Below are 25,120 nucleotides of genomic sequence, written 5' to 3'. Positions count from 1 at the left end.
TTAAGCGGTGTTTTTGTAAAAAGGCACAAAAAAAGGCCTGGTTTCCCAGGCCTTTGCAGGTAAGCATATTCTTTCTTATTGGCAGCTGTACTCAACGTTCACGGTTGTTACATCATTGTTCTGGGTTGTCCTGGTGATTTTGGTAGGGTACCCGTTGTCGTTGAACACGAAGGTGTTGGTGTAAGACATGTCTTTGTCTACGGTGCTGCCTTCTTTGCGCACCTCGGTGATCACGTTATTCACGCTTGGAGGGTTCAAGGTTGGTAAACCGATGAATAGGGCTTCGAAAGCAGCCATCGGGCTGTTTTTGGCGTCATAGGTGTACTCAGTGGTGGCAGAAGGAGAAGTGGACTCATCTTCCTCGGTCGCTGGATTGTCATAGTATTCGGTGGCTTTGGAGACGTTGCCTTTGGCGTCATACTGGTAAGTGGTCCAGCCCATGGGGAACGTAACAGGGTCTTCGCCTTCCTCGGCAGGAATCACCAAGAAGCGGGTGATTTTGCTGATGCGGTTGCCGCTGTACTCAATTTCAGAGCCCATGCCCATGCCATCCATGTCCTCTCCGCTCAACATGGTGCCGGTCAGTTTACCCTGGTCATCATAGGTGTACTCCATGCTTCCGTCTCCCTGGTCGCCGTTCATAAATACCATTTTGGAGGGTTTGCCGGCTTTGCTGCCAGAAGAATGGTACTGTACGTTTACAGAGCCAAACTCACCATTGGTGAAGGAAGAAATCTTGTCATTGGCATAAGTGACCGAGGTGACACCGTCTTCATCGGTGATCTTCACGGCTTTACAGGCCTTGATGTTATCAATGGGACTTGTTTCTTCGTCATCGGTACAGGAACCCATGATGAATAAAGAGGCAGCGAACAGAACTGGTAGTAATTTAGGGAATTTCATTTTCTCGTTAAATTGAATGTGAGGGATGGATGGTTTAACAAAGGATGCAAAGCGCTTTAATGCATTTCCAAGAGTATAGACACAGTCCCCGGGGTTTACCCCTAATCCTACCGCAACATTTTTTATTTATATTTATCTGTAGCTACATCCATCTAAACGGGACTGAAAAGCAACCGGCACATTATAAGAGACTTAAGAAGAATCCTGGAAATAAAGCTGCAGCATCGTTCACCGGCGAAAGAAAGTAGTTTTTGAAAATGATGGGTAGGTTTGTTTTGAGGCTGTTTCCTGAAAATCCTGCTTAAAACGCCAATTGTTTGACGTAATCTTTCAGCATTTTTTTTAAACTTTGGAACTTGCTTAACTCCCGTGTTAAGTGTTTACCAAGCCAAACAATATGTTGAAATTTTACGCTAAGCTTGCCCTCTGCTGGGCAATGCTGCTGAGCGGGATGTCTGTGGCCCAGGCCCAGACTGCGTTGCAGACTCCTGAGCAATTCCTGGGTTACCGGTTGGGTGACCAGTTTACCTACCACGGTCGCCTTGTGGATTATGTGCGCTACCTGGCGGGCCAGAACCCCACCAAGATGCAGCTGCAGACCTACGGCCAGACCTATGAGAAACGGCCCCTGCTGCTAGCCACCATTTCCTCACCGGCCAACATGCAACGCCTGGAGGAAATCAGAACGAATAACCTCAAGAACACCGGCCTGATGAGCGGCAAGCCTACAAGCGGCAAGCAACCAGCCATTGTGTGGCTCAGCTACAACATCCACGGCAATGAGTCTGTTTCTTCTGAGGCCGTGCTGCAGGTTTTGTATGATCTGCTGGACCCTAACAACGCACAGACTCAGAAGTGGCTGGAGAACACCGTGGTGATGATTGATCCCTGCGTGAACCCTGATGGCCGTGAGCGCTACACCCAGTGGTACAACCGGGCCCGGAACCAGCAACCCAACGCCTCGCCGTGGGCCTGGGAACACAACGAGCCCTGGCCGGGCGGACGCCCTAACCACTATTACTTTGACCTGAACCGCGACTGGGCCTGGCAAACGCAGACCGAGTCTAAGCAGCGCGCCGTGGTGTACAACCAATGGATGCCCCAGCTCCACGCCGATTTCCACGAGCAGGGCGTAGACAACCCTTATTACTTCGCGCCCTCAGCCAAGCCTTACCACGATGCCATCACCCCCTGGCAGCGCGAGTTCCAGGGTATTATTGGCGATTACAACCGCAAGTACTTTGACAAGAACAACTGGCTGTACTTCACCCGCGAGAACTTTGACCTCTTCTACCCCAGCTACGGCGATACCTGGCCTACCTACCAAGGCGCTATTGCCATGACCTATGAGCAGGGTGGATCTGGCCGCGCGGGAGTGGTGATCCAGAAATCAGACGGAGACAGCCTTACTTTGGCCCAGCGTATTGCCCACCACCACGCCGCCAGCTTGGCCACCGTGGAAGCTATTTCTGACAAGTCTGACCAGGTGATCAAGGAGTTCAAGAGATTCTACTCCGATGCTCTGGATAAGCCTTACGGCCAGTACCGCAGCTACGTGTTCAAGGTGAAAGGCGAGGAAGGCCGCATCAAGGACCTGACCGAGTACCTGGACCGTCAGCAGATCCGCTACGGCTACGCCAAGGCTGGCGGCAGCAGCAAAGGGTTCAACTACGGGTCTGGCAAAACAGAATCGGTGAAATATGAGAGCGGTGACCTGGTGATCAGTGCTTATCAGCCCAAGTCCACCCTGCTGAACGTGTTGTTTGAGCCATCGGCCCGCCTGGAAGACTCCGTGACCTATGACATTACCGCCTGGTCTCTGCCTTACGCCTACGGCCTGAAAGGCGCCGCGTTTACGGGACGTATTTCCATGAACGAGGCCAAACCAGCCGCCGCTGCTACCACCAATACCGCCGCGCCTGCTGCTTACGCGTACATCGCGCGCTGGAACGGGGTGCAGGATCTGAAATTCCTGGCTTCATTACTCAAGTCCAAAGTGCGGGTGCGTTACTCAGAGGTGCCTTTTGAGCAGAATAAAGTGACATACGCACCTGGTACGCTCATCATTACCCGCACCGGCAACGAGAGCCTGGGCGCCAGGTTTGACCAGATTGTGACCCGTGCCGCAGATTCATTGGGTGTGAAGCTGGCGTCTACCACCTCAGGGTTTGTGAGTTCGGGCTCGGATTTCGGGTCGCGCAACATCCGGTACGTGAAGGCGCCCCGCGTGGCTTTGATGACCGGTGAAGGCGTGTCTCCGTACGGTTTCGGAGAGATCTGGCATTACTTTGAGCAGCAGATAGGTTACCCCGTAACGGTGCTGGGCGCCGATTATTTCGCCAACGTGCCGCTGCATGAGTTTGATGTGCTTATCCTGCCTACCGGCTCCTACGGCCGCATCCTGGATGAACGGAACCTGACCAAAGTGAAAGACTGGGTACGCGCCGGCGGCAAGCTCATCGCCATGGAAAGTGCCGTGACCTTTCTGTCAGATAAACCAGATTTCGCGGTAAAGAAAAAAGCCGCTGATACCACCAATGCTAAGAAAGGCGCCACCGAGGCAGACCTGAAGAAATACGCCAACCGCGAGCGCGAGTCCATCTCTGAGGAGGTGCAGGGCAGTGTATTCAGAATCAACCTGGACAACACCCATCCGCTGGCCTTCGGGTATAGCACGACTTATCCGGCTTTGATCAGAACCAACACGCTGCCCCAGTTCATGAAAGATGCCTGGAACGTAGGGGTGGTGAAAAAAGAAGCGCCGGCCACCGGTTTTGTGGGCTCTAAAGCCGGTAGCAACCTGCAGAACGGCCTGGTGCTGGGTGTGCAGGACCTGGGTCGAGGCAATGTGGTGTATTTGGTAGACAACCCGTTGTTCAGAGCCTTCTGGCAGGGCGGTAAACTGCTCTTCGGGAACGCGGTCTTTTTGGTAGGACAGTAATCCAACAACCTTTCAGATCGTAAACCGCAACGCCCGCTTATAGCGGGCGTTGCGGTTTACAGGCCTTTTAGTTAAAAATGCGCTGTAAACAAGAACATTGGAACCGATTATGGGAGGGCCGTATAAGAGAAAAACCACTATCTTGTACAAGGTCCATCAGATACAACTATGCGTTCTGTCTCTAAAATTGCTGCCGTTTCCCTGCTCCTGCTGGCTAGTATGTCTGGCTGCGCCAAAAAAACATCCTCTAACGGAGGTTCTGTGAGCTCCACCGCTGCCGGAGAACCGCAATTATCCACTACGCAGGTGGCGCAGGCCCGCAGTAATTACACCAATTACTGCGGCGGCTGCCACGGTCGGGAACTGGAGACCTTTGTGAACCGAAAATGGCAGCACGGTGATAGCCCCGAGGCGCTTTTCAAAGGCATCAAACATGGCTATCCCGAGCAAGGCATGCCGGCCTACGCCACCACCTTCTCTGATGACCAGATCACCCAGTTGGTCTCCTTCATCCGGCAAGGAATACAGGCGCAGAAAGATCAACCCGAGGATAAAGCCAATGTCACGGTTCACCGGTCTGAGAAAGTCAATTTTGAGCTGGAGCAGGTGGTTACCGGCTTGGATGTGCCCTGGGCCATGGCGTTTCTGCCCAACGGCGACATGCTCATCACCGAGCGGTCTGGCACCTTGTACCGCTTCACCAAAAACAAGGAACTGCAGAAGATAGAAGGGGTGCCCCAGGTCCTGAGCCAGGGCCAAGGCGGTTTACTAGACGTGATACTGCACCCCGATTACTCTAAGAACAACGTGCTTTTTATTTCCTATTCGGCCTTCAGGAAAGACGGAGGGCAGACGCTGTCTACCACCGCTATCACGCGCGCCAAACTGGATGGTAACACCCTTACAGATCAGAAGGTGATATTTGAGGGCCAGCCTTACCTTAGAACGCGGCACCACTACGGCTGCCGTATGGAGTTTGGGCGCGATGGTTTCCTGTATTTCTCCATGGGCGATAGAGGCGGCACCCGCGAGAATCCGCAGAACCTGAACGTGCACCCGGGCAAGATTCACCGCATCAAAGAAGACGGCAGCATTCCTACGGATAACCCATTCGTGAACAAGGCCGGGGCTATGCCTTCTATCTTTACCTTCGGGAACCGCAATCCACAGGGCCTGGCGCTTAACACCGCTACGGGTGAGTTATGGGCGCACGAACACGGGCCCAAAGGCGGCGACGAAGTAAACATCTTAAAGAAAGGTGCCAACTACGGCTGGGCCGATGTGACCTATGGCATTGACTACAACGGCTCAAAAATCTCTGACCTGAAGCAGAAATCGGGCATCATCGATCCCATCAAGGTCTGGGTGCCTTCCATAGCTCCCTCGGGCATGGCGTTTGTGACCGGAAACCGCTACAAAGGCTGGGAAGGTGATTTGCTGGTGGGCTCCCTCAGCTTCAAGTTCCTGAGCCGCCTGGACGTGGACGGAAACCGTGTCATCAAAGAGGAGCGGCTGCTGCCCGACATCGGTCGGGTACGGGACGTGCGCCAGAGCCCCGATGGTTACATTTACATTGCAGTAGAGAACCCAGGAGTTATTTACCGCTTGGTGCCTTCAGAGGAGCCTAAAGCAGTAGATTAGAGACCTCTGCCTACTCAGTTTCTTGTTCTGGGCCTATTTTTATGAAATGGACTTTAAACGGCTTGTCACTTTCAGAGGGCTCAGGCTGTCCTGAAGCGCCTTAATCAGGCATCTGGACGTATACGCCGTCTTCCCGTACTTCCAATGGAAACCGTTCCAGAGGGCGGGTACGGCCTTTGCATTCTTCCCCCGATATCAGGTGAAAGCGGTAGCTGTGCCACGGGCAGATGATCTCATTGAGGTAATTGGTGGTTCCCCGGCTCAGGGCGTCTCCCAGGTGCGGGCACAGGTTCTCCACTGCAAAAAGCCCGGCCGGAGTATGGGCGATGCAGATTTCCTTTCCGGCGGCCACTACCGCCGTTGACTTGGTCACCGGAATCTGCTTTTTGGCCTGGGCCTCACTGTCAAAAATCTTGATCCATTGCATACGTCTGCGTACGGGTAAGGGAGAAACCTGTTTTGGACCTAAATTACAGGAAATGACCGGAAAACGGCAGCGATAGGTTTGGAAAGGGTGTAAAATGAAAAAGCCCGGAAAAACCGGGCCCCTTACACCAAACTAACAAACAAAACTTTAAACAAACCTAAATACTAAACAAGCCCGAGGGAAGAGCAGCCAGCTGAGAGGGAATCAGGGGCTGTTGGTCTCGTTTAGTGATACAAATATGCAGCGCTTTTGCCCCGTCGGCAACCCAAACAAGAGGAAACGGACTTTTTCCTGCCTGAAACCTGACAAAGCTGGAGTGAACTGGAATATAGCGGCGTGAACCGGACAAATCCACCTCTGAATCTGCCATCCAAAATCGCGGCTTTTCTGGTAAACCCAGTTGAAAATAATTGACCTGGACAGAAAATTCCGGGTTTGGCTTGGCGAAAAGCTCATTAATTATCTTCATCGGGTGAAAAACTGCTGCCTTTCTCTTTGGCCTCTGAATTCTGACGAAAGGCTCTAAAACCCTGATGAACCCTGATGAATCGGATTGAAACCGTCATCCAGGAGGCCAAAGCCTTTCAGGCAATTTACCTTGGTTTAATTAAACTGGTTCTTCCTGCAGCATCTTGCTAAACCTTACGGGTTTAAAATTGAGATTCTTACGGAATTATCTGTTACTTTATGGAAAGAGCAATCAGGCTGGCTTTGTGAAAGGCCGGGGAGAAGTGTGATGGAGGTGCGGTCGCTTTTTGGTTTTCGTCACCTATATTCATTTACTCACTCCCCTAAACTATAATGGCACCTTGCTATAGAGACCCGCTTTTGCGGAGCATCATCACAAAGTTCAGGAAAAAGCTGCCGCTTGTTCTGCTATGTCTGTTGCTCATTTCCTTTTCCAGTGCAGCGCAGTTTATTTCCAAGGGAGATGCTTCACAGATATCTACTACCTGCTACAGAATCACTCCGGATGTTTCTTCCCGGTTTGGCACCATCTGGTGGAAAGATAAAATAGACCTCACCAAACCCTTTGAGGTTTCTTTCATCATCTTTTTAGGGTCCAAAGATATTGATGGGGCAGACGGCATTGCATTTATATTCCACAATGACCCCAGAGGCATGGAGGCCCGCGGAAGTTCAGGCAGTGGGCTGGGCTTTGGTTATGATGAATTCAACCCCAATGCCGGAAATGCCATTTCTCCCTCTGTGGCCATTGAGTTTGATACCTTTGACAATACCACTATTTCCTCAGGCGTACCGGTCACAGGTGACATTCCCCAGGATCATACCACCGTGGTTTATAATGGTCTGGTAAGCACCCCAAAACTGGCCCCGGTTTTCATTGACCCAGACAAGCCCAATGTAGAGGATAATAAGTGCCACACCTACAAAATCACCTGGAACCCTGCCACTCAGGAACTGCAGTTTTTCTTTGACGGCAAGCGCCGGTTCAACCACCAGGATGACCTTGTAAAGAATGTTTTCGGGGGGGCTAAGGAGGTGTACTATGGTTTTACCGGTTCTACGGGTGGGCTCCAGAATGAACAGACCATTTGCATCATTGACCCTGCCAGCAAGCCTGAGGCCCGGAATGACCAGGGGCAGGCCCAGCCCCTGAAACCGGTAACCTTGCCAGTGATGCAGAATGACCTCCATACCAAAAACGAGCCTTTCAGGGTCACCAGGGTAGTCACAGCGCCCCAGCACGGAACTACCACAATTCTCGAAAATCAGGTCATCTACACAGCCAACCGGGGCTTTACCGGAGCCGATACCTTTGTGTACGAGGTCTGCGAGAGTGCCTCGGATCAATGCTACTCCAAATGCGCCACGGCCACCGTGACCATGCAGGTTTCTTGCCCACCCATGGCAACGCCCATTTTGCAGGCGAATGAAGCGCTGGCCATCTGTGCCGGAAGCAAGATACAACTAACGGCTACCCAGGGCGAAAACTATATGTACCAATGGCGCAGGAATGGCCAGCCAGTAGGCGGAGCCGTGAGTGGCAACACATTGCAGGTGCAGGAGGCAGGTCAGTACTCCGCTGATGTCATCAATGCCTGTGGCGCCCTGCTCACGACCAATAATCTGACCGTTACATTGAAAGAGTTGCCATTAGCCCCCAAGGTGACAGGTGCCACTATCTGCGGACCGGGAAGCCTTACCTTACAAGCGGTGAGTAGCACCAACGTTGAAGCCTTCCGCTGGTATGATGCGCCTACGGCCACAGTTCCTATGGCTTTGAGTACGGCCGGTACTTTCAAGACCCCTCATTTGAGCCAAAGCACCACTTTCTATGTCTCAGTGGTCCAGAACGGCTGTGAAGGTCCAAAGGCTCCTGTAGAAGCCATTATCCAGCCCTTGCCACTGGTGCAGGCTGGACCCGATGTCACCATCAACCTGGGGCAGAGCACAGAACTGCAGGCGAGCGGCGGGGTTTCTTATTCCTGGCAGCCCACAGTAGGGCTAAGCAACACTTCAGGCCCTGTGACCAAAGCCCAGCCGCAGGAGACGACGACCTATACCGTGACCGCACAAGATGCACAAGGCTGCGAGAACCAGGCTTCGGTGACGGTAACCGTCACCAAGAACGTAGTCATTCCCACGGCTTTCTCTCCTAACGGCGATGGTACCAATGAGACCTGGGAAATCACCAACATCTTCATCTATCCCAACGCCACCCTCCGCGTCTTTGACCGTTGGGGCGGCAATGTTTATGAAGCAAAAGGCTACCGCAACGACTGGAACGGTACCCAAAAAGGAAAACCGCTGCCCGTGGGGACTTATTTCTACCACCTCAACCTTGAGCAGGGTCGCACCCTGACGGGTTATGTCTCTATTGTAAGATGAACTTCCGGATCCCTATTACCAGAGTGCTACTGCTGAGCGGCTGGCTTTTCGGTCTTTCTTTTTCTGTGGCCGGGCAGCAGAGACCTCAGTATACGCAGTACATGCTCAACAACTACGTACTGAACCCCGCCCTTACCGGCATTGAGGACTACCTGGATCTGAAACTCAGCAGCCGGAGCCAGTGGGTGGGAATTGACGGCGCACCACTCACGCTGTACCTCACGGGGCATTCCAAACTCGGACTGAACAATCCTTCCTCCATCATGAACCAGGAGGATAACAAACAAGGAGACTTCGCGCCCACGCTTAAGGCGTACGGAACCCACCGGAAGCACAAGCCCCACCACGGTGTAGGAGGGAGCATTCTGTATGACCGTATCGGGCCGTTTGTGCGCACCGAGGTGAATGCCACTTACGCTTACCATCTGTGGCTGAACCAAGGGCTGAAACTATCTGCCGGCGCCTCAGCAGGGTTCCTGCGCCAATCCTTCCGGGCAGACAAGGTAACTTTTGCCGATCCCGCGGATATTGTCAACACGGGCCGTTCTTCTATAAACCCTAACTTCTCCCTGGGGTTATGGCTCTACTCCCAGAACTTCTATGCAGGGGTGTCTGGTGCCCAACTGCTTGGTCAGGACCTTTCCAGCCACAATGAAACAAAGTTTTTGCCGCATTACTTTGTGACCGGCGCCTATAAACTCAACATATCTCCTGAGGTTGCCTTGGTACCCTCGGTGCTTATGAAATGGATGCGGCCTTTACCAGTTTCTATGGATTACAACCTCAAGGCCATCTATGATAACCGGTTCTGGTTGGGAGGCTCTTACCGGCAGGGAGAGAGTTTTGCCGCGCTGGCGGGTTTATCCCTCAACTCTTTGCTTGAAATCAGTTACGCCTATGACTTGGGCACAGGGTCCGTCAGCAGGGAGGGCGCCGGCAGCCATGAGTTGCTGCTGGGTGTGCGGTTGTTTAACCACCGTCAGGCGGTAAGCCCCAGTAACCTGTGGTGAATCTGTGTAGTCGCAGAAACATGACCTTCAAATAAAAGTAAAGGCCGGTCATTGAAAACTGTTTTAGGAGGGATTTTCGGAAAACGGCAGGAAAACAGGGGCGATGTGTTGGAAAGGGGCTAAAATGAAAAAGCCCGGAAAAACCGGGCCCCTTACACCAAACTAACAAACAAAACCTAATTTCTCTTCAAGTGCTGAGCTGTCTCAGCGGCCGTTCAGGCGATGGGGATTCATTCTCTGGGAGAAGACTCAGCCGCTTTCTGCCTGATTGGTGATACAAATATGCAGTGGTTTTGCGCCCTCGGCAACCTTAACCAGAGGAAGCGGGCCTTTTCCTGCCCGAAACCCGCAAAACACGGAGTGAACCGGGTAAGGCTGGCGTGAAGTGGAGTGGCCACTCATTTGCTAGCATCCGGCTATAAAGGTATAGTGATATTTGAATAAAAAGGAAAAGCCATTCTGGGCAGAATGGCTTAGTGGTAAAAGGGCAAAAAAAATGCTTAAAAGTAGTCTATTACCAGAGCGCAAGCGGATAGCAGAAGACTACTTTTAAGCTGAAATAGAGTGTGAATGTATAGTCTTTAACGACCTTAAAACATTAAGGTTTAAGTGAGTATAAAGAAATGTTAGATTTTTTTTCGAAAACCTCATTCTGGCCTTCCAGGAGCAATATTTTTAAAGTCTTGTCTCCGGTGTTCCAATTCTTGTACTGGGCAAGGTCCATCCACAGGCGATCGCCGGCTTTAACATTTACAATTTTCTCCTGACCGTCTGAAGTCACCATGCGCAGGGTTCCGTCAGTGGCGGCGTAAGCTTCCTGCTCTGGAGAGGCGTGGAAATCCAGGTACTCACCTGGTTTTAGTTCTAATGACAAGATGCGCAGGTTATCGGTTTTCAAAACGTGTTTGAACACTTTGGTAGTGCGGGTGGTAGGTCCGTTGGCAGGAGTGTTTCCAGCGAAGGCAGGAACCAGGGTAAACAGGAAACAAACTGTGAAAAAAGCGGAGGTTAATTTAGTTTTCATAATGTTTTTATGGTTAAAATTTTTAAACTTTTTTAGAAGGAGTTGCCCTCTTTTGGGTTATCCCTTTTGATTATATAGATGCAAATTTGGGTAAAACGTTGCTTGGTTGTATGTTAATGGTTTGTTAAAAGGCTTAAATCCAGGATGAAGCCGAATAAACCGAAACTGAGGCTGCCTTTTTTGAGGATGAAGAAGACAAGAATTTTTTGCCTGTTTTCCTGAAAGAAGCCCCAAACTTCTTTTCGCTCCCGAACCACTAATTCTAAGACAGGGATAAGGCATCTTACCCTAGGAAAGCATAGGGCATTACTGTCCAGGAAAGGAAATTACCCACCTGAAACCGGATAATCCCCCGCTGAACCTAGTAAGTCTACCTCTCGGAGGAAGGCAGAAATGAATCGGGCCTGTTTTATAGAAAACAGGCCCGATTCGGCTGAAATACATTGAATTAGAAAGAGGTTAGGAAGGGTCTACGTCAATGACCACCCGGATATTCTTGAACTCCTTTGTCTTGAGCAGGCTTTGCACGGCGTCCAGCACCTGGAATTTAGACTCGCGCAGGTGGTTGCTGTCGCGGTCCAGTTTCACGTGAATTTCCTGCAGGAACTGATTCCTGATCTTAAAGATGTGCGGAGCCTCGGGGCCTAGCACACCGGTTTTACCCAGCCGGTCCACCAGTTCTTTGGCCAGCAGAATGGCCGCTGCCTCGCAGGGCCTTGCCTCGGGGTGCTTCACCGTAAGCCTGATCATCCGCACGAAGGGCGGGTACCGGAACTTGCGGCGTTCCTCAATCTCCTGCTCGTACAGGCCACGGTAGTCGCCCTCAATCACCCGCTGGAAGATGTTCTGGTTGGGGTTAGCCGTCTGGATGAGGACCTTACCTTTGTTGCCTTTCCGGCCGGCCCGGCCACTTACCTGCACAAACAACTGGTACGCCCGCTCGTGCGCCCTGAAATCGGGGAAATGGATGATGCTGTCGGCGCTGAGGATGCCCACCAAACTTACGTGCTCAAAATCAAGCCCTTTGGTGACCATCTGGGTGCCTACCAGCACATTGGTGCGCTGCTGCTCAAAGTCCTCAATAATCTGCTGGTGGCTGTTCTTACGTTTGGTGGTGTCCAGGTCCATGCGCTGGATGCGGGCCTCAGGCATGATCAGCTTCAGCTCGTCCTCAATCTTCTCCGTCCCGAAACCCACCGTCTTGAGCATGGTGGAGCCACAGGCAGGGCAATCAGTTGGTTTACGTTCGGTGTAGCCGCAATAGTGGCAGCGCAGTTCGTTGGAGAATTTATGGTAGGAGAGGCTCACAGCGCAGTTGCGGCACTTGGGAATCCAGGCGCAGTCGTTGCAGTCAATGAAAGGCGCGTAGCCGCGGCGGTTCTGGAAAAGAATCACCTGCTCATGCCGGAAGAGCGCGTCCTGGATATCGTGCACCAAACGCTGCGAGAAATGGCTCATCATGTTCTTGCGCAGGCTCTCGCGGCGGGTATCCACTAACTCTACCTCGGGCAAGGTGGCCTCCCCGTAACGCTCGTGCAGGTTCACCAGGCCCCAGCGGCCGCTCTGGCAGTGGTAATAAGACTCAATAGACGGGGTGGCCGATCCCAGCAGTGTCTTGGCCCCCTGGAACTGCGCCATCATGAAGGCCACCTCGCGGGCATTGTAGCGTGGCGCCGGCTCATGCTGCTTGTAAGAAGGCTCGTGCTCTTCGTCCACGATGATGAGCGACAGCGAATGGAACGGCAGAAACACCGAGGACCGCACGCCCACCACTACCTGGAACCGCCCCGACAGAATGCCGTTCCAGACTTCCACGCGCTCATTGTCTGAGAACTTGGAATGGTACACGCCCAACCTATCCCCGAACACGCGTTTAAGGCGAATCACAATCTGGGCCGTCAGCGCAATCTCAGGCAACAGGTACAGCACCTGCCCGCCAGCTTCCACCGCTTTCTGGATAAGGTCAATGTAGATCTCGGTCTTGCCGCTGCCGGTGATGCCGTGCAGCAGCACCGTGTTTTTCTCGTTGAACGTTTCCAAAATCTGGTCCCGAGCGGCCGCCTGGGCCAGGGACAGCTCAGAATGCAGATAAGGCCCACGGCCCTCAGCCTCGGGGAAGCGGCTCACCACCACATCAAACTGCTCCAGCACGCCATGCTTGAGCAAAGTATTGATGGCGGATAAGGAAAGGTGGGGGTTAGACGTGAGTACGTTTTTCTCCAGGCCTTCCTCATTCATGCGCAGGTTCTGCAGAATGGGCGTGAGTTGCACGTACTTGAGCAGCACATCCAGTTGCTTGGGTTTAGCCGCCAGTTGGTTGAATAGCTCCTCCAGGGTCTCCTCATCGGTGGTAAACATAGGTGCCAGGCGCACCTTCTTTACCACTTTAGGGGCGTATTTCTCCGCTATTTCCTCATAGATGATGATGATCTCCTTGAGTAAAAGCGACTTGATGATCTTATGGAAGCTGGTGAGCTGCAGCAACTGGCCAACCTCTGTAAAGGTGAGGTGCTGTTTTTGGCGCAGCGCGAAAATGATTTTCTCTTCATGGCCCGTAAGGGGCCACTCATTCGTATCGGGGTGGAACTGCGGGTGCAGCTGGATTTTTGACTCGCTGCTGAGTTTCAGGGCCGAGGGCAGGGCCGCGTTGATGACTTCGCCTAAGGTGCAGAGATAGTACTCGGCCATCCAGAGGAAAAGACGCAGCTGCGGACCGGTGACCACGGGCTTCTCGTCAATGACTTCCAGCAGGTATTTGGCTTGGTAATCTTTGGGCGGCTGCTCATGCACGCGCGCCACCACGCAGCTCAGTACTTTCTTGGAGCCAAACTGCACTAAGACGCGGGCACCTACCAGCACCTCATCACTCATCTGGTAAGGAACCCGGTACGTGTAAAGCTTGGGAAGGGGTAAAGGCAAAATGACGTCCGCGAACAGGGTAATCCGTTCAGGGACGTCATCAGCAGGAATATGAAATTCTAATTCTGGTGTCAAAGCGTCCGGTTTGGGCCAAAGTTCGGAAAAACAGCCCGGAAACGGAAACTTTCCTTATTTCACCTGGTACTCTTCTACCAGTAAGACAACTTTTTTGTCTTGGGTAGCTTTGTCTTGCAGCACTGTGGTATACAGCAGCACCGGCTCGTCTTCGCGGACCTCAATCCCCAGCTGGTCTACCAACGATGATTTAACCGGCAGCCAGACTTCTTTGTCAGCGGAGGTGAAAAGGACTTCTTTGCGGTATTGGCGGATGCTGCCCGGCTTAAAACCGTTGTTTTTCATGCGCTGGATGTTCTCCAGGCTGATGTTGCGGGTTTTGCCCTCGTACACCAGGGATAAACGGCAGGCCGAAAGGTCTATCTGTCCCGAAGGAGCCTGGGAAACAGCTGGTGCCGGGCTTTGCAGAGCTTCTAGAGTGGTTTCTGGGTGGGTTTTCTGCAAACGCTTCCAGTAACCATCTCCATTCTGGGAATAGGCAGAAGCCGCGCAGGCAAGCCATAGGCCGCCCATGATTAATAACTTCTTCACGTTAGCTTGGGTTTAGGTTATGGGAAGGCAACAGCTGGAAAACCTAATCGGTTCTACCGTTGAGCGAAAAACATGATTTTATTCGTAACCTTAGATATTTGTTTTCCTTAATACAACCTGGCAGAAAAAAGGATCGGCTTTCTCCCGTTAGAGAAAGCCGATCCTTTTTTCACGCTTGATAAATAGTTTTTAGATGTGGCTTACCTGTTCCAGGGCTTTGGCTACGGATTGTACCGGCAACTGGCAGGCCCGGTTATAGCAGACGTAGATGGTGGTTTGCCCCTGATAGGCGGTTCTGTCTTGCAGCAGCGGCAGGGTAGAGGTGCCTTCCTCCTTGGAGCCTACCAGCAATGCGTTAGGGAGGAAGTGCTGCTGCAGCAGATTACGGAAAGAATGCGCTTCGGGGCCCACGATGGCGATCTCGGCGGTGGGTTTCAGCTTCAGGAAATACAGCGAGGCCCAGTTAGCCAGGTGCGAAGGCTCCTGCACCACCAGGTCGCGTACCCGGGAAAGCATGCGGTCTGAGAGGCTTGAATAGCGCTCCTTTTCTGAAAACAGGCCTAAAAAGTGCAGGTTCATGGCCATCACGGAGTTAGAGGCCGGTACTACGTTATCAAAGATCTCTTTCTTGCGGGCGATCAGCTGTTCACCCGCGTTGCTGGTAAAGAAAAAGAGGTCTTCCTTGGGGTCAAAGAAGTGGGCCAGCGTGTAGTCGGTGAGTTTCCGGGCTTCTTTGAGCCAGTTTTCCTCAAACGTGATTTGGTATAATCCCAGCAGAGCCTGGATAAGGAGGGCGTAATCTTCCAGGAAACCGTCAATAGTGGCTTTGCCTTCTTTGTAGTTGTGGAAAAGCTGGTCTCCCTGTTTCACGTGATGCAGCAGGAAATGCGCGTTGGTGCAGGCAAGTTCCAGGATTCTGGCTTCGCCGTAGGCACGATAGGCATCGGTGAGCCCGATGAGCATGAGCGCGTTCCATGAGGTCAGGATCTTGTCATCCAATCCGGGGCGGATGCGCGTTGCACGGGCTTGCAATAAGCTGTCTTTCCAGTTCTGCACGTGTTCCTGCAGTTCTTCCAACGAAAGTCCCTGGTCAGCGGCAAAAGCTTCATCGGTCTGGCGGCGGTGCAGGATGTTCATGCCGTGCTCCCAGTTGCCTTCCGGGGTGGTATTGTAGTATTTGCCCGCCAGCTCGGCTTCCTCACCCAGGATTTCATTCAGCTCGGTTTGGGTGAAGACGTAGAACTTGCCTTCCTCGCCTTCGCTGTCGGCATCCAAGGAAGAGTAGAAGCCGCCCTCGGGACTCGTGAGCTCGCGTTCCACAAAGGCGATGGTTTCCATCACCACATGGCGGTACAGCTCGTTTCGGGTCACCTGGTAAGCCTCTGCGTACAGGCTGATAAGCTGTCCGTTGTCATAGAGCATCTTCTCAAAGTGGGGCACGAGCCACTCCTCATCGGTGGAATATCGGGCGAAGCCGCCGCCTACCTGGTCATAGATTCCGCCAAATGCCATTTCCTCCAGCGTAAGGTTTACCTGTTCAAGGGCTGCCGGGTCCTGGCTGTGGTGGTAATAGCGCAGCAGAAAGCGCCAGATACTGGGCATAGGGAATTTAGGTGCGCCGCTGGTACCGCCCCGCTTCAGGTCAAAACGGCCTTTCAACCGCCCGAACATCTGCTCAAAATCTGCTGGATTGAAATCTGGGTTGCTCTGCTGTAAGCCGTACTTGGCCAGTTCGCTTTGGTTCAAGTGCTGAACAAACTGATCAGCGGATTGGTCCAGTTCTTTGCGGCTTTTAGCATATGCATTGGCGATGCTCTGGAGCAGCTGGATCCAATTCTGGGGCGGGAAATAGGTGCCGCCGTAGAAAGGTTTGGCGTCTGAATTGAGGAATACGTTCAGGGGCCAGCCGCCTTGTAGTCCCATGGCTGTCAGGGCATCCATGTACACCTGGTCCACGTCCGGGCGCTCCTCGCGGTCTACCTTGATACAGACAAAATGCTGGTTCATGACCCTGGCAATGGTTTCCTGCTCAAAGGATTGATGCTCCATTACGTGGCACCAGTGGCAGGCGGCGTACCCGATGCTCACCAGAATGGGCTTCTGCTCGGCTTTGGCTTTCTCCAGCGCCTCAGGGCCCCAAGGGTACCAATCTACGGGGTTATAGGCGTGTTGCAGCAGATAAGGGCTGGATTCCTGGGCAAGGCGGTTGGGCTTTCTTTCCATAGGTAGGTGGGTAAGGTCAAACGGCGTTTAGCGGCTCTTTTCCTGAAAAGGCGCGCCAAACGGAATTATTGCATACGCAATTGGCGCTGCACCGTGTCAATTTCCGCCTGCACATCGGCTTCCTGAGCTAGTTTATGCAACTTTTGCAGGAGTTTCTGGAGGAATTTCTGGTGCGCCGGACTATCTGGGTGAAAGCTTTTGTGGCCTAACTCGCGTTGCACCTCGGCCCAGCGGGAGAGGAATTGGGTGAAAACGTCATCGGAGTAAGCTTGGAGAAACTTCTCCCAGATGTAGTTTTCCGCCATCTGGGTGGGGTGCAACAGATCATCGGTGTAAAAGCGGTAGTCGCGAAGGTCATCCAGCAGCAGCTCGTAGGCCGGGAAGTAGCTGAGGTTGAGATGTTGTTCCTGGGCCAGGTGTGCGGCCACCCGCAGTAGACTTTTGCTTACGCTGTTAAGCGGTAGGGTGTCTTTGAGGTGGCGTACAGGGCTTACTGTGAGAATGACCTGGATGCCGGGGCAGTGGGTTTGCAGAAGTTGCAGCGTCTGCCGGGTGTCTTCTGTAATTTCTTCCAGTGAAAGTAGGCGTTTGGTAAATGCTTTTTGAGGCACTTTATGGCAATTGGCCACTAAAACGCCGTTGTCCTGGCGTTCATAGACGTAGGCAGTACCCCAGGTAAGCATCACGGCCTGGCTTTGCTTTATAAAGGCGTGCGCATCCTGCAATTTTTCCCGCAGCATCTGCAGCAGCACTTCAAAATCTGGATGCGAGAATGAGGAGTGGAAATCATAATGATACCAGATGCCGTTTTGCTGCACAAGGCCCTCTGCCAGATTAGTCTCATCCTGCTCCAGCACGGCGCGCAGCAGTTTATGGATGGACAACGGATTGAAGATAGTCCCGAACGGATTGACCAGCACGTTGGCTTTGGCCTCCTGCAACCTCTTGCCCATCACTTCCGCAAAACAAGAACCTATGGTGAAAATACCCTGGGTACGGGAAAGTTGCTGGGGAGCGGGAGGTATGTTGATTTCGGTCCGGAACTGCATAGCAGAAGAGGCGTTTGACCTGCGAAGGTACTTATTTTTGTGTTTACACTTCCGGCACCACAATAGGGTAGAGCTGCTCCACCGATTGGATAGTGAAGGTAGGCTCTGCGGCCAGGCAGGTTTCCTCGGCTCCGTAGCCATAGGCAGCCCAGCAGGAGGGAAGCCCCGCGTTTTTGGCGAAGAAGAGATCGGCATCAGTGTCGCCCACCATTAAGACCTGCAAGGGACTGAACCTGGGGTAATGGGCTTTGATTACCTGCTCATACGCCATGGGGTGAGGCTTCTTCTTGAGAGGTAAATTAGGGTTGTCGCCAATAACCAGGTCAAAGTAACGGCAAATGTCAAAGCGCTCCAGGGCGTCTTCAATGGCCCGTTGTCCCTTGTTACTGATGACCACGCAATTAATGTCTTTGTCTTTCAACCGGGAAAGAAGTTCATTCACTCCCGGGAACAAGGTAGTGAGTTGGCCGCCGTCTGTGTCATAGATATGTCGGTAATGCAAAACCCACTCCTCCAATTCAGGCTTCTTATGCTCGCCTCGTAAAGGGGGGTACAGCATGGGCAGGAATTCAGAGAGATTACCGCCGGTGCCAATGGCTTGCTTCACCTTTTCGGGCGGAGGCGGTGTAATTCCTTTCTGTTCAAAGGCCTGATGGAAGGTATATTGGATGGCCTCCTCTGTATCGCAGAGGGTGCCGTCAAAATCAAAGATGACTACCGGGTAAGGAACCATGAAAGCGTATTAAGGAGTCTCACTGCCAACCGCGTACGGCAGCCTAGGCAAAGCTAAGGGTTTGGATAATAACTTAGGTATCAGGCTGCTGAATAAACTTTAGCGTTTAAAAGGCGTTTTCCTGAAAACGGACCAAAAGCAGGTGGCCAACCATGGTAACTCCGTTATAGGCTATTAGTTAACCACAAAGTACGAACCCATTTTATCCAAAGCCCAAAAACAAAACATCCTGCCGGGTCCCGGCAGGATGTTTGAATATCTAAGAAGCAGCTAAAATTAAGCGGCTACTACGTTGAAGCGGATTTGGTGCTTCACTTCTTTGTGCAGGTTAAGGGTAGCAGTGTACTCGCCTAATGATTTAACCTCCTGGTCAAAATCAACACGCTTACGGTCTACATCGTAACCAAGGGCTTTCAAAGCCTCAGAAACTTGCAGGGTAGTCACAGCACCGAAGATTTTACCGGACTCACCAGCCTTAGCAGGGATTTCCAATAAAGTATCACCAATACGGTTGGCCAATTCCTGCGCATCTTTCTGAATCTTCTCTGCTTTGTGGGCAGCCTGACGGGTGTTCTCAGCTACCACTTTACGGGCAGAAGGAGTAGCCATTTCAGCTAAGCCTTGAGGGATCAAATAGTTGCGGCCGTAACCTGCTTTTACAGTAACGATATCGTTTTTATAGCCAACGCCTTTAACGTCATCTTTAAGAATAACTTCCATCTGTATTTACCTCCTTATTTTAAAGAATCTGTTACATAAGGCAAAATAGCCAAGTGGCGTGCTCTGGCAACCGCCTGAGATACACGACGCTGGAACTTTAAGCTGGTACCGGTTAAACGGCGTGGCAACAGTTTGCCTTGCTCGTTCACGAACTTCAATAAGAAGTTACCATCTTTATAGTCAATGTACTGGATCCCGTTTTTCTTGAAACGGCAGTATTTCTTGCGCGTGTCTTGCTTGTGGATTTTTTCGTTTACTAAACTCATGACGCTTGGGCCTCCTTCTCTTTTTTAGATGATTTGAATTCACCGTTTCTGCGGCGCTCGTTGTAAGCAACTGCGTGCTTATCCAGGGCAGTGGTCAGGAAGCGGATGATTTTCTCATCGCGACGGAAGGCCAGTTCTAACTGATCAACAATTGTTGCTGGACCTTGGAATTCAACGAGGTGGTAGAAACCAGTGTTTTTCTTCTGGATTGGGTAAGCCAGTTTTTTTAGGCCCCAGTTCTCCTCGTGAATAATGTCGGCGCCATTTTCCTTAAGCACCTGTCTGAACTTCTCGACCGTCTCCTGCATCTGAACCTCGTTCAACAACGGGGTCATGATGTAGAGTACTTCGTAATTTTTTAAAGTCATTTGAAAAAATGATTTTGGTTCGAAGGGGCAAAGGTAAGATGATTTATGACAAGAACCAAAAATCATCACAGATTAAGTAGAGGAACTAAAGTTAAAGGCTAAGCAGTACCGTATTTATACGGTTTTTTTTAAACCGGGCCATAAACCCATGGGTGCACAGTCTAAGTGAAATCCAGAGCTCAGTTTCTTGGCAAATAGGAGAATGCCCGGACCCTTCCCAGAAAAGCCTGCTTACCTCGGCCACTCTATAATATATAGTGTGCAGAAAAAAGCTTTGCTGCACCACAGGAGTATTATGCTATTTTGCTAAAGACAATAGCCGCCATAGGATCAAGCCACAAGACTATCGGTTTAGGAAAAGTCGTTTAGCCTTGAGAACAGCCATCTTGAACAGAGCGGGAAAGAACCAGCCAGAGCCTCAGCAAAGAGAAGTCAGCCTGTCTACACTATATATATAAGGAGTAAACAACTTTGCAGCAGAAGAGAAGGAAAGGCTGCTCGGGCTGGTTTAAATAAATGAGAAAATTTGCAGAAACTAGCCCGGTGAACCTGAAAAGACCCATTTAGCGGGTGTTTTATAACTATTAAAAGCAACCTTGTCCACAGTAGTTTGTTGAAGTTTTAAGGGAGCCTCAGGTGAAAACTGAAATATGTTCAACTTTATTGGTGACAAACGCTGAAAAAAGTATAAAAACAGCTTTAAGAGCGACTTTTCAGGTTTATATACTAATACATGATTAGTATAAATGCTGTTTTCCTGAAAATGAACGTAAAATAGGATTATACCTTAAAAGAAGGTTTGCAAGAAAGGAGTGAGCCATCTTAGTTGAACAAGGTTGAGGCGATCTGTGAATAGGATGGAGAAATAGGATTGAGTAATTTATAAATGTTCTAAATAGTGCTTAAACAGGCTGTTATAAAGGGTTTATCATAGGAAACTACCCCATTTAAGGGGTCTTTTTATACCCTAAAAATAAGGAATATTGTGTTTGATTAATGGTGTTCGGGTAGTAGATTTGTGCCCGTAATGTACTTTCACTATTCTTAACACTACAATTAAGCTATGATTAGCTGTAAAAAGAGAGCAAAATATACTTTCCTACTCCCTTTTCTCTTCATCTTCTTTGTTTTTTCATCCGCCTTCGCACAGGCGCCTGAAGAAGCGGGTGCTGTTGGGAAAGCTGGCGTAACTCCGGCCCCAGCGGCAGCGGGTGCCGGTGCAGGAGGCGGTGCTGACGCAGGCGTTATTGACAACGGCATGACTCTTTTCAAAAACAACTGTGTGCAGTGTCACTCAGTAGGTGAAGATGTTGTGGTTGGGCCTGGCCTGCGTGATGTGCACAAGAGAAGATCAGAAGCCTGGTTGCTGAAATGGATCAAGAACTCCAGCGCACTGATCCAAAGCGGAGACAAAGACGCAGTAGCGGTTTTCAACAAGTTTGCGAAACAGCAAATGCCTTCTTTCGCATTCTCTGATGAGGAAATCGGGTCTATTATTGCCTATATCAAAAGCGAAAGCGCAGCTCCTGCAACCGCTGCGGCTCCATCTGCCGGTCCTGAAACCAAGCCAGGTGAGAAAGTAGGCGAGAATGCCGTAGGTAACGTAGGTGGCACAGTTGATCTTCTGCTAATCGTTTTGGTAGTAGTTTTGATTGTATTGGTAATTACCTTGTTGATTATTGCCTCTGTTCTTAAAAACTACCTTAAAGGAAAAGGCGACTTGACTGGTGCTGAGCAGGAAATGCTGGAGCGCAGAACCAACTTCGCCAATATCTATAAGTCTAAGGCGGTTAGAATCATTGTAGGTCTGATCTTCGTGGTGGTGCTGGTTGATATCTCCATTGATAAAGTAATGGGTATTGGTATTCACCAGGGTTATGCCCCAAGACAGCCAATCGCTTTCTCCCACAAACTGCACGCTGGTGATCACCAGATCAACTGTAACTATTGCCACACCTCTGTTTATAAGAGCTCAAGTGCCAATATTCCATCGGCCAACATCTGTATGAACTGCCACAGCCAGATCAAGAAAGAGTCGCCGGAAATCCAGAAGATCTACCGTGCTATTGAAAACAACAAGCCAATTGAGTGGGTACGGGTACATAACCTGCCTGACTTGGCTTACTTCAACCACTCTCAGCACACAAAAGTGGGTGGCGTAGAATGTCAGACTTGCCACGGTCCTATTGAGACAATGGAAGTTGTAGCACAATACTCTCCATTGACCATGGGCTGGTGTATTGATTGCCACAGAAATACCCCTCTTAATACTGAAGGCAATGCTTACTATGACAACTTAGTGAAGTTGCATGAGAAGCAATCAAAAGGCGCGTTCATTGTTGCGTCTAACGGTGGTACAGAATGTTCTAAGTGCCACTACTAATCAATTCCATATCCTGAATTTGAGTTTTTGAGATATATGCAAGAAACAATTAAATACTGGAGAGGGGTAGAGGAGTTAAACAATACTCCGGAATTCCAGAAGAATGCTCACAACGAGTTTCCTGAGTTCCTGCCAGTAAGTGAGGCTAACGGAGGAGACACTTCTTCCCAAGTGGCTCCCAGACGTGATTTCTTAAAGTTATTGGGCTTTGGTGTGGCAGCCGCTACGCTTGCCTCTTGCGAGGCCCCGGTACGTAAAGCAATCCCATACCTTAACAAGCCAGAAGAAGTAGAGCCAGGTGTTCCTAACTGGTATGCCTCTACTTATTTCATGGGTGATATCTACAACCCAATCCTGGTGAAAACCCGGGAAGGTCGTCCTATCAAAGTAGAAGGAAACACGCTTTCTCCTATCACAGGTGGCGGTACCCATTCTCGTTCACAGGCTTCCTTGCTGACGTTGTATGATAACAACCGTTTGAAGGGACCAGTTGCCAAAGGAAAAGCAACTACCTGGCAGGCAATTGACCAGGAAATCCGTACCCGTTTAACCGGAGTGCAGGGCAGAGTGGTATTAGTATCTAACACCATCATCAGCCCAAGCACCAAAGCGGTAATTCGTGATTTTGGTGCCCAGTTTCCTGCTTTCGAACACGTAACTTATGATGCGAACTCTGCTTCAGCGTTGCTGCGTGCCAATGGTGGCCTGGTACCAGGTTATGATTTCAGCAAAGCCAGAGTGATCGTTTCCATTGGGGCCGATTTCCTGGGAAGCTGGATTTCTCCAGTTGAGTATTCAAGACAATACATCACCAACCGTAAAGTAACGGCAGACAAACCAACCATGTCTCGTCACTACCAGTTTGAGACTTTCATGTCTATGACTGGAGCCAACGCAGACGTACGTGTACCAGTGAAACCATCTGAGTACGGTGCGGTGGTTGCTGCCTTATATAACAGAATTGCTGGCGGTACCGGTGGAGCAGCCATCCAGGCGCCAACTACCCGCGTTGCAAAGCAAGTTGACGCTGCTGCCAAAGAATTGTTGGCCAGCCGTGGAGCTGCCTTAGTAGTATCAGATTCTAATGATCCTGCGGTTCAAACGTTGGTAACTGCTATCAACGGTGCCTTAGGAGCCAACGGAACTACCATCAATACTGCTTCTCCGTCATACGTTCGTCAGGGTGATGATGCCCGCATGCTGCGCCTCATCAATGACATGAACGCCGGAGCTGTAGGTGCCGTGATTTTCTACGGAGCTAACCCAGTTTATGATCATCCGCTTAGCGCACAGGTTGTAAACGGTCTGAAGAAAGTAGGCGTGAAAATCTCTTTCGCAGACAGAGTTGATGAGACTGCCGCTTTGGTAGACTACGTTTGCCCAGACAACCACTTCCTGGAGTCATGGAATGACTATGAGCCTAAGAGAGGTTTCTTAAGCCTTGCGCAGCCAACCATCACCAATATCTTCAATACAAGACAGGCGCAGGATTCCTTATTGAAATGGACGGGTTCTACCTCCGATTTCTATACTGTTATCCAACGTACATGGTCAGGTATTGTAGGAGGTGCGGCTGGTTGGGATAAAGTAGCCCACGACGGAGTTGCCACCGGAACCACTGGTGCCAACGAGCCTACCGCTCCTGTTGCCCCAATGACGCTGGCTGCTGCTGCCGTAAGCATCAATAAAGGTGGACGTGCCGCAGGTGGAAACAACCTAGAGCTTGAGATTTACGAGAAAGTAGCGATTGGCGCTGGACAGCACACCAACAACCCTTGGTTGCAAGAGATGTCTGACCCAACTACCAAAGCTACCTGGGATAACTACGCCGCCATTTCTACTGCTACTGCCAAGAGATTGGAGATTGAGCAGAATGATGTGATCAGGGTAACTGCCAATGGAAAATCCATTGAATTACCTGCGCTTATCCAGCCTGGTCAGGCAGTTGACACCATCGCTATCGCTATTGGATACGGCCGTACCCATGCAGGTCAAGCAGGAAACAACGTAGGAGCCAATGTGTATCCTTTGGTATCCGTAACTGGAGATTCTCTTCAGTTTGCTAATACTGTATCCATCACCAAAGTTGGTGCTGATAAACCAATTGCTCAGACCCAGACGCACCATACCGTAATGGGACGTATTGTGGTACAGGAGAATACCCTGGCTAACTACCAGAAAGATCCTAAGAGCGTAACGGAGTATATTAAAATTGCTACCCCGGACGGTCCTCAGAAACCACAGAAAATCTCACTTTGGCAGGACTATGAGTACAAGAACCACCATTGGGGTATGGTCATTGACCTGAACTCTTGTATTGGTTGCGGAACTTGTACCATCAGCTGCCAGGTAGAAAACAACGTACCGGTAGTAGGTAAGCAAGAAGTACTTAACCGCCGCGAAATGCACTGGTTACGTATTGACCGTTACTACAGCAGTGATTCAACCCGTGAAGACGGCGGCTTTGAGAAAATGGAGAATCCTTCAGAGAATCCTTCCGTTATCTTCCAGCCAATGCTTTGCCAGCACTGTAACCACGCACCATGTGAGACAGTATGTCCGGTAGCAGCTACCATGCACAGCACCGAAGGTATCAACCAGATGGTGTACAACCGTTGCGTGGGTACCCGTTACTGCGCAAACAACTGCCCGTATAAAGTGCGTCGTTTCAACTGGTTCAACTATGCCAACAACGAGAAGTTCGACTACCAAATGAACAACGACCTCGGTAAAATGGTGTTGAACCCAGATGTGACCGTGCGTTCACGCGGTGTAATGGAGAAGTGCTCCTTCTGCGTACAACGTATCCAATACGGTAAATTGGAAGCTAAGAAAGAAAGCCGTCGTCCGGTGGATGGGGAGATTGTCACTGCATGTGCGCAGGCTTGCCCAACCAACGCAATCATATTCGGGGATATGCTGGATCCAAACAGCCAGGTATCACAAATCCTGAACAGAGAGAAAGGCGAACGTGCTTTCCACGTACTGGAAGAGTTGAACACTCAACCAAACGTGACTTACTTAACCAAAATCAGAAACCAAGCTTAATTTAAC

At 50.8% G+C, this 25,120-nt stretch carries 18 protein-coding genes; 6 read left to right on the top strand and 12 right to left on the bottom strand.

Features of this window, described 5'->3' with window-relative positions; translation table 11 throughout:
- Positions 1 to 75: 75 nt before the first annotated feature.
- On the bottom strand, positions 76 to 903 hold the full coding sequence (locus J3P34_RS05770) for a hypothetical protein (protein ID WP_210486988.1): 828 nt from the start codon (positions 901 to 903) through the stop codon (positions 76 to 78).
- Positions 904 to 1,300: 397 nt separating this feature from the next.
- Here J3P34_RS05770 and J3P34_RS05765 point away from each other — a divergent pair, with 397 nt between their 5' ends.
- Both J3P34_RS05765 and J3P34_RS05760 read left to right on the top strand, forming a co-directional pair.
- Positions 1,301 to 3,844 carry a M14 family metallopeptidase gene (locus J3P34_RS05765; RefSeq protein ID WP_210486986.1) on the top strand — a complete coding sequence of 848 codons (2,544 nt, stop codon included), beginning with the start codon at positions 1,301 to 1,303 and terminating at the stop codon, positions 3,842 to 3,844.
- A 168-nt stretch (positions 3,845 to 4,012) separates the two neighbouring features.
- Positions 4,013 to 5,485, top strand: coding sequence for a PQQ-dependent sugar dehydrogenase (locus J3P34_RS05760; RefSeq protein WP_210486984.1), 1,473 nt, complete (start codon positions 4,013 to 4,015; stop codon positions 5,483 to 5,485).
- Positions 5,486 to 5,585: 100 nt separating this feature from the next.
- Here the strand turns inward: J3P34_RS05760 and J3P34_RS05755 are convergent, their stop codons facing one another.
- A complete protein-coding gene (locus J3P34_RS05755; protein ID WP_210463967.1) occupies positions 5,586 to 5,912 on the bottom strand; it encodes a Rieske (2Fe-2S) protein in 327 nt (108 codons plus the stop codon).
- Between the two features lie 157 nt (positions 5,913 to 6,069).
- Positions 6,070 to 6,381 (bottom strand): hypothetical protein, encoded by a 312-nt coding sequence (locus J3P34_RS05750; protein WP_210486982.1) that lies wholly within the window; start codon positions 6,379 to 6,381, stop codon positions 6,070 to 6,072.
- A 332-nt stretch (positions 6,382 to 6,713) separates the two neighbouring features.
- Between J3P34_RS05750 and J3P34_RS05745 the strand changes: the two genes are divergently transcribed.
- Positions 6,714 to 8,765 carry a lectin-like domain-containing protein gene (locus J3P34_RS05745; RefSeq protein WP_210486980.1) on the top strand — a complete coding sequence of 684 codons (2,052 nt, stop codon included), beginning with the start codon at positions 6,714 to 6,716 and terminating at the stop codon, positions 8,763 to 8,765.
- Positions 8,762 to 9,775, top strand: a complete 1,014-nt coding sequence (locus J3P34_RS05740; protein ID WP_210486978.1) for a PorP/SprF family type IX secretion system membrane protein — start codon at positions 8,762 to 8,764, stop codon at positions 9,773 to 9,775. Before J3P34_RS05745 ends, J3P34_RS05740 begins: the two co-directional genes overlap by 4 nt.
- Before the next feature lie 598 nt (positions 9,776 to 10,373).
- Here the strand turns inward: J3P34_RS05740 and J3P34_RS05735 are convergent.
- The 9 genes from J3P34_RS05735 to rpsF all read right to left on the bottom strand — a co-directional run bounded on the left by J3P34_RS05735 (position 10,374) and on the right by rpsF (position 19,683).
- A complete protein-coding gene (locus tag J3P34_RS05735) occupies positions 10,374 to 10,799 on the bottom strand; it encodes a hypothetical protein (protein WP_210486976.1) in 426 nt (141 codons plus the stop codon).
- Positions 10,800 to 11,258: 459 nt separating this feature from the next.
- Positions 11,259 to 13,793, bottom strand: a complete 2,535-nt coding sequence (gene priA / locus J3P34_RS05730) for a replication restart helicase PriA (RefSeq protein WP_210486974.1) — start codon at positions 13,791 to 13,793, stop codon at positions 11,259 to 11,261.
- A 54-nt stretch (positions 13,794 to 13,847) separates the two neighbouring features.
- Entirely contained in the window at positions 13,848 to 14,324 is a 477-nt protein-coding gene (locus J3P34_RS05725; RefSeq protein ID WP_210486972.1) for a hypothetical protein, read from the bottom strand.
- A 189-nt stretch (positions 14,325 to 14,513) separates the two neighbouring features.
- Positions 14,514 to 16,547, bottom strand: coding sequence for a thioredoxin domain-containing protein (locus J3P34_RS05720; protein WP_210486970.1), 2,034 nt, complete (start codon positions 16,545 to 16,547; stop codon positions 14,514 to 14,516).
- A 65-nt stretch (positions 16,548 to 16,612) separates the two neighbouring features.
- Positions 16,613 to 17,596, bottom strand: a complete 984-nt coding sequence (locus J3P34_RS05715) for a GSCFA domain-containing protein (protein ID WP_210486968.1) — start codon at positions 17,594 to 17,596, stop codon at positions 16,613 to 16,615.
- A 43-nt stretch (positions 17,597 to 17,639) separates the two neighbouring features.
- Positions 17,640 to 18,329 (bottom strand): HAD family hydrolase, encoded by a 690-nt coding sequence (locus J3P34_RS05710; protein WP_210486966.1) that lies wholly within the window; start codon positions 18,327 to 18,329, stop codon positions 17,640 to 17,642.
- Between the two features lie 276 nt (positions 18,330 to 18,605).
- Positions 18,606 to 19,049 (bottom strand): 50S ribosomal protein L9, encoded by a 444-nt coding sequence (gene rplI / locus J3P34_RS05705; protein WP_210463977.1) that lies wholly within the window; start codon positions 19,047 to 19,049, stop codon positions 18,606 to 18,608.
- Between the two features lie 14 nt (positions 19,050 to 19,063).
- A complete protein-coding gene (gene rpsR, locus J3P34_RS05700; RefSeq protein WP_048921044.1) occupies positions 19,064 to 19,315 on the bottom strand; it encodes a 30S ribosomal protein S18 in 252 nt (83 codons plus the stop codon).
- Positions 19,312 to 19,683: a 30S ribosomal protein S6 gene (rpsF, locus tag J3P34_RS05695; RefSeq protein ID WP_210463978.1), complete on the bottom strand. Its 372-nt coding sequence runs from the start codon at positions 19,681 to 19,683 to the stop codon at positions 19,312 to 19,314. Before rpsF ends, rpsR begins: the two co-directional genes overlap by 4 nt.
- A 1,258-nt stretch (positions 19,684 to 20,941) precedes the next feature.
- Between rpsF and J3P34_RS05690 the strand changes: the two genes are divergently transcribed.
- On the top strand, positions 20,942 to 22,066 hold the full coding sequence (locus J3P34_RS05690) for a c-type cytochrome (protein WP_210464158.1): 1,125 nt from the start codon (positions 20,942 to 20,944) through the stop codon (positions 22,064 to 22,066).
- A 36-nt stretch (positions 22,067 to 22,102) separates the two neighbouring features.
- Entirely contained in the window at positions 22,103 to 25,114 is a 3,012-nt protein-coding gene (locus J3P34_RS05685; RefSeq protein ID WP_210486964.1) for a TAT-variant-translocated molybdopterin oxidoreductase, read from the top strand.
- The last annotated feature ends 6 nt before the right edge of the window (positions 25,115 to 25,120 follow it).

The organism is Rufibacter aurantiacus (assembly GCF_017916345.1).
Classification (GTDB): domain Bacteria; phylum Bacteroidota; class Bacteroidia; order Cytophagales; family Hymenobacteraceae; genus Nibribacter; species Nibribacter roseolus.
The sequence above is the reverse complement of the archived record's forward strand: the minus strand, read 5'-3'. Positions and strand labels throughout refer to the sequence as shown.

Coding starts and splice junctions, on each gene's coding strand:
- J3P34_RS05770 (WP_210486988.1), bottom strand. CDS start 903: ATGAAATTCCCTAAATTACTACCAGTTCTGTTCGCTGCCTCTTTATTC.
- J3P34_RS05765 (WP_210486986.1), top strand. CDS start 1,301: ATGTTGAAATTTTACGCTAAGCTTGCCCTCTGCTGGGCAATGCTGCTG.
- J3P34_RS05760 (WP_210486984.1), top strand. CDS start 4,013: ATGCGTTCTGTCTCTAAAATTGCTGCCGTTTCCCTGCTCCTGCTGGCT.
- J3P34_RS05755 (WP_210463967.1), bottom strand. CDS start 5,912: ATGCAATGGATCAAGATTTTTGACAGTGAGGCCCAGGCCAAAAAGCAG.
- J3P34_RS05750 (WP_210486982.1), bottom strand. CDS start 6,381: ATGAAGATAATTAATGAGCTTTTCGCCAAGCCAAACCCGGAATTTTCT.
- J3P34_RS05745 (WP_210486980.1), top strand. CDS start 6,714: ATGGCACCTTGCTATAGAGACCCGCTTTTGCGGAGCATCATCACAAAG.
- J3P34_RS05740 (WP_210486978.1), top strand. CDS start 8,762: ATGAACTTCCGGATCCCTATTACCAGAGTGCTACTGCTGAGCGGCTGG.
- J3P34_RS05735 (WP_210486976.1), bottom strand. CDS start 10,799: ATGAAAACTAAATTAACCTCCGCTTTTTTCACAGTTTGTTTCCTGTTT.
- J3P34_RS05720 (WP_210486970.1), bottom strand. CDS start 16,547: ATGGAAAGAAAGCCCAACCGCCTTGCCCAGGAATCCAGCCCTTATCTG.
- J3P34_RS05715 (WP_210486968.1), bottom strand. CDS start 17,596: ATGCAGTTCCGGACCGAAATCAACATACCTCCCGCTCCCCAGCAACTT.
- J3P34_RS05710 (WP_210486966.1), bottom strand. CDS start 18,329: ATGGTTCCTTACCCGGTAGTCATCTTTGATTTTGACGGCACCCTCTGC.
- rplI (WP_210463977.1), bottom strand. CDS start 19,049: ATGGAAGTTATTCTTAAAGATGACGTTAAAGGCGTTGGCTATAAAAAC.
- rpsR (WP_048921044.1), bottom strand. CDS start 19,315: ATGAGTTTAGTAAACGAAAAAATCCACAAGCAAGACACGCGCAAGAAA.
- rpsF (WP_210463978.1), bottom strand. CDS start 19,683: ATGACTTTAAAAAATTACGAAGTACTCTACATCATGACCCCGTTGTTG.
- J3P34_RS05690 (WP_210464158.1), top strand. CDS start 20,942: ATGACTCTTTTCAAAAACAACTGTGTGCAGTGTCACTCAGTAGGTGAA.
- J3P34_RS05685 (WP_210486964.1), top strand. CDS start 22,103: ATGCAAGAAACAATTAAATACTGGAGAGGGGTAGAGGAGTTAAACAAT.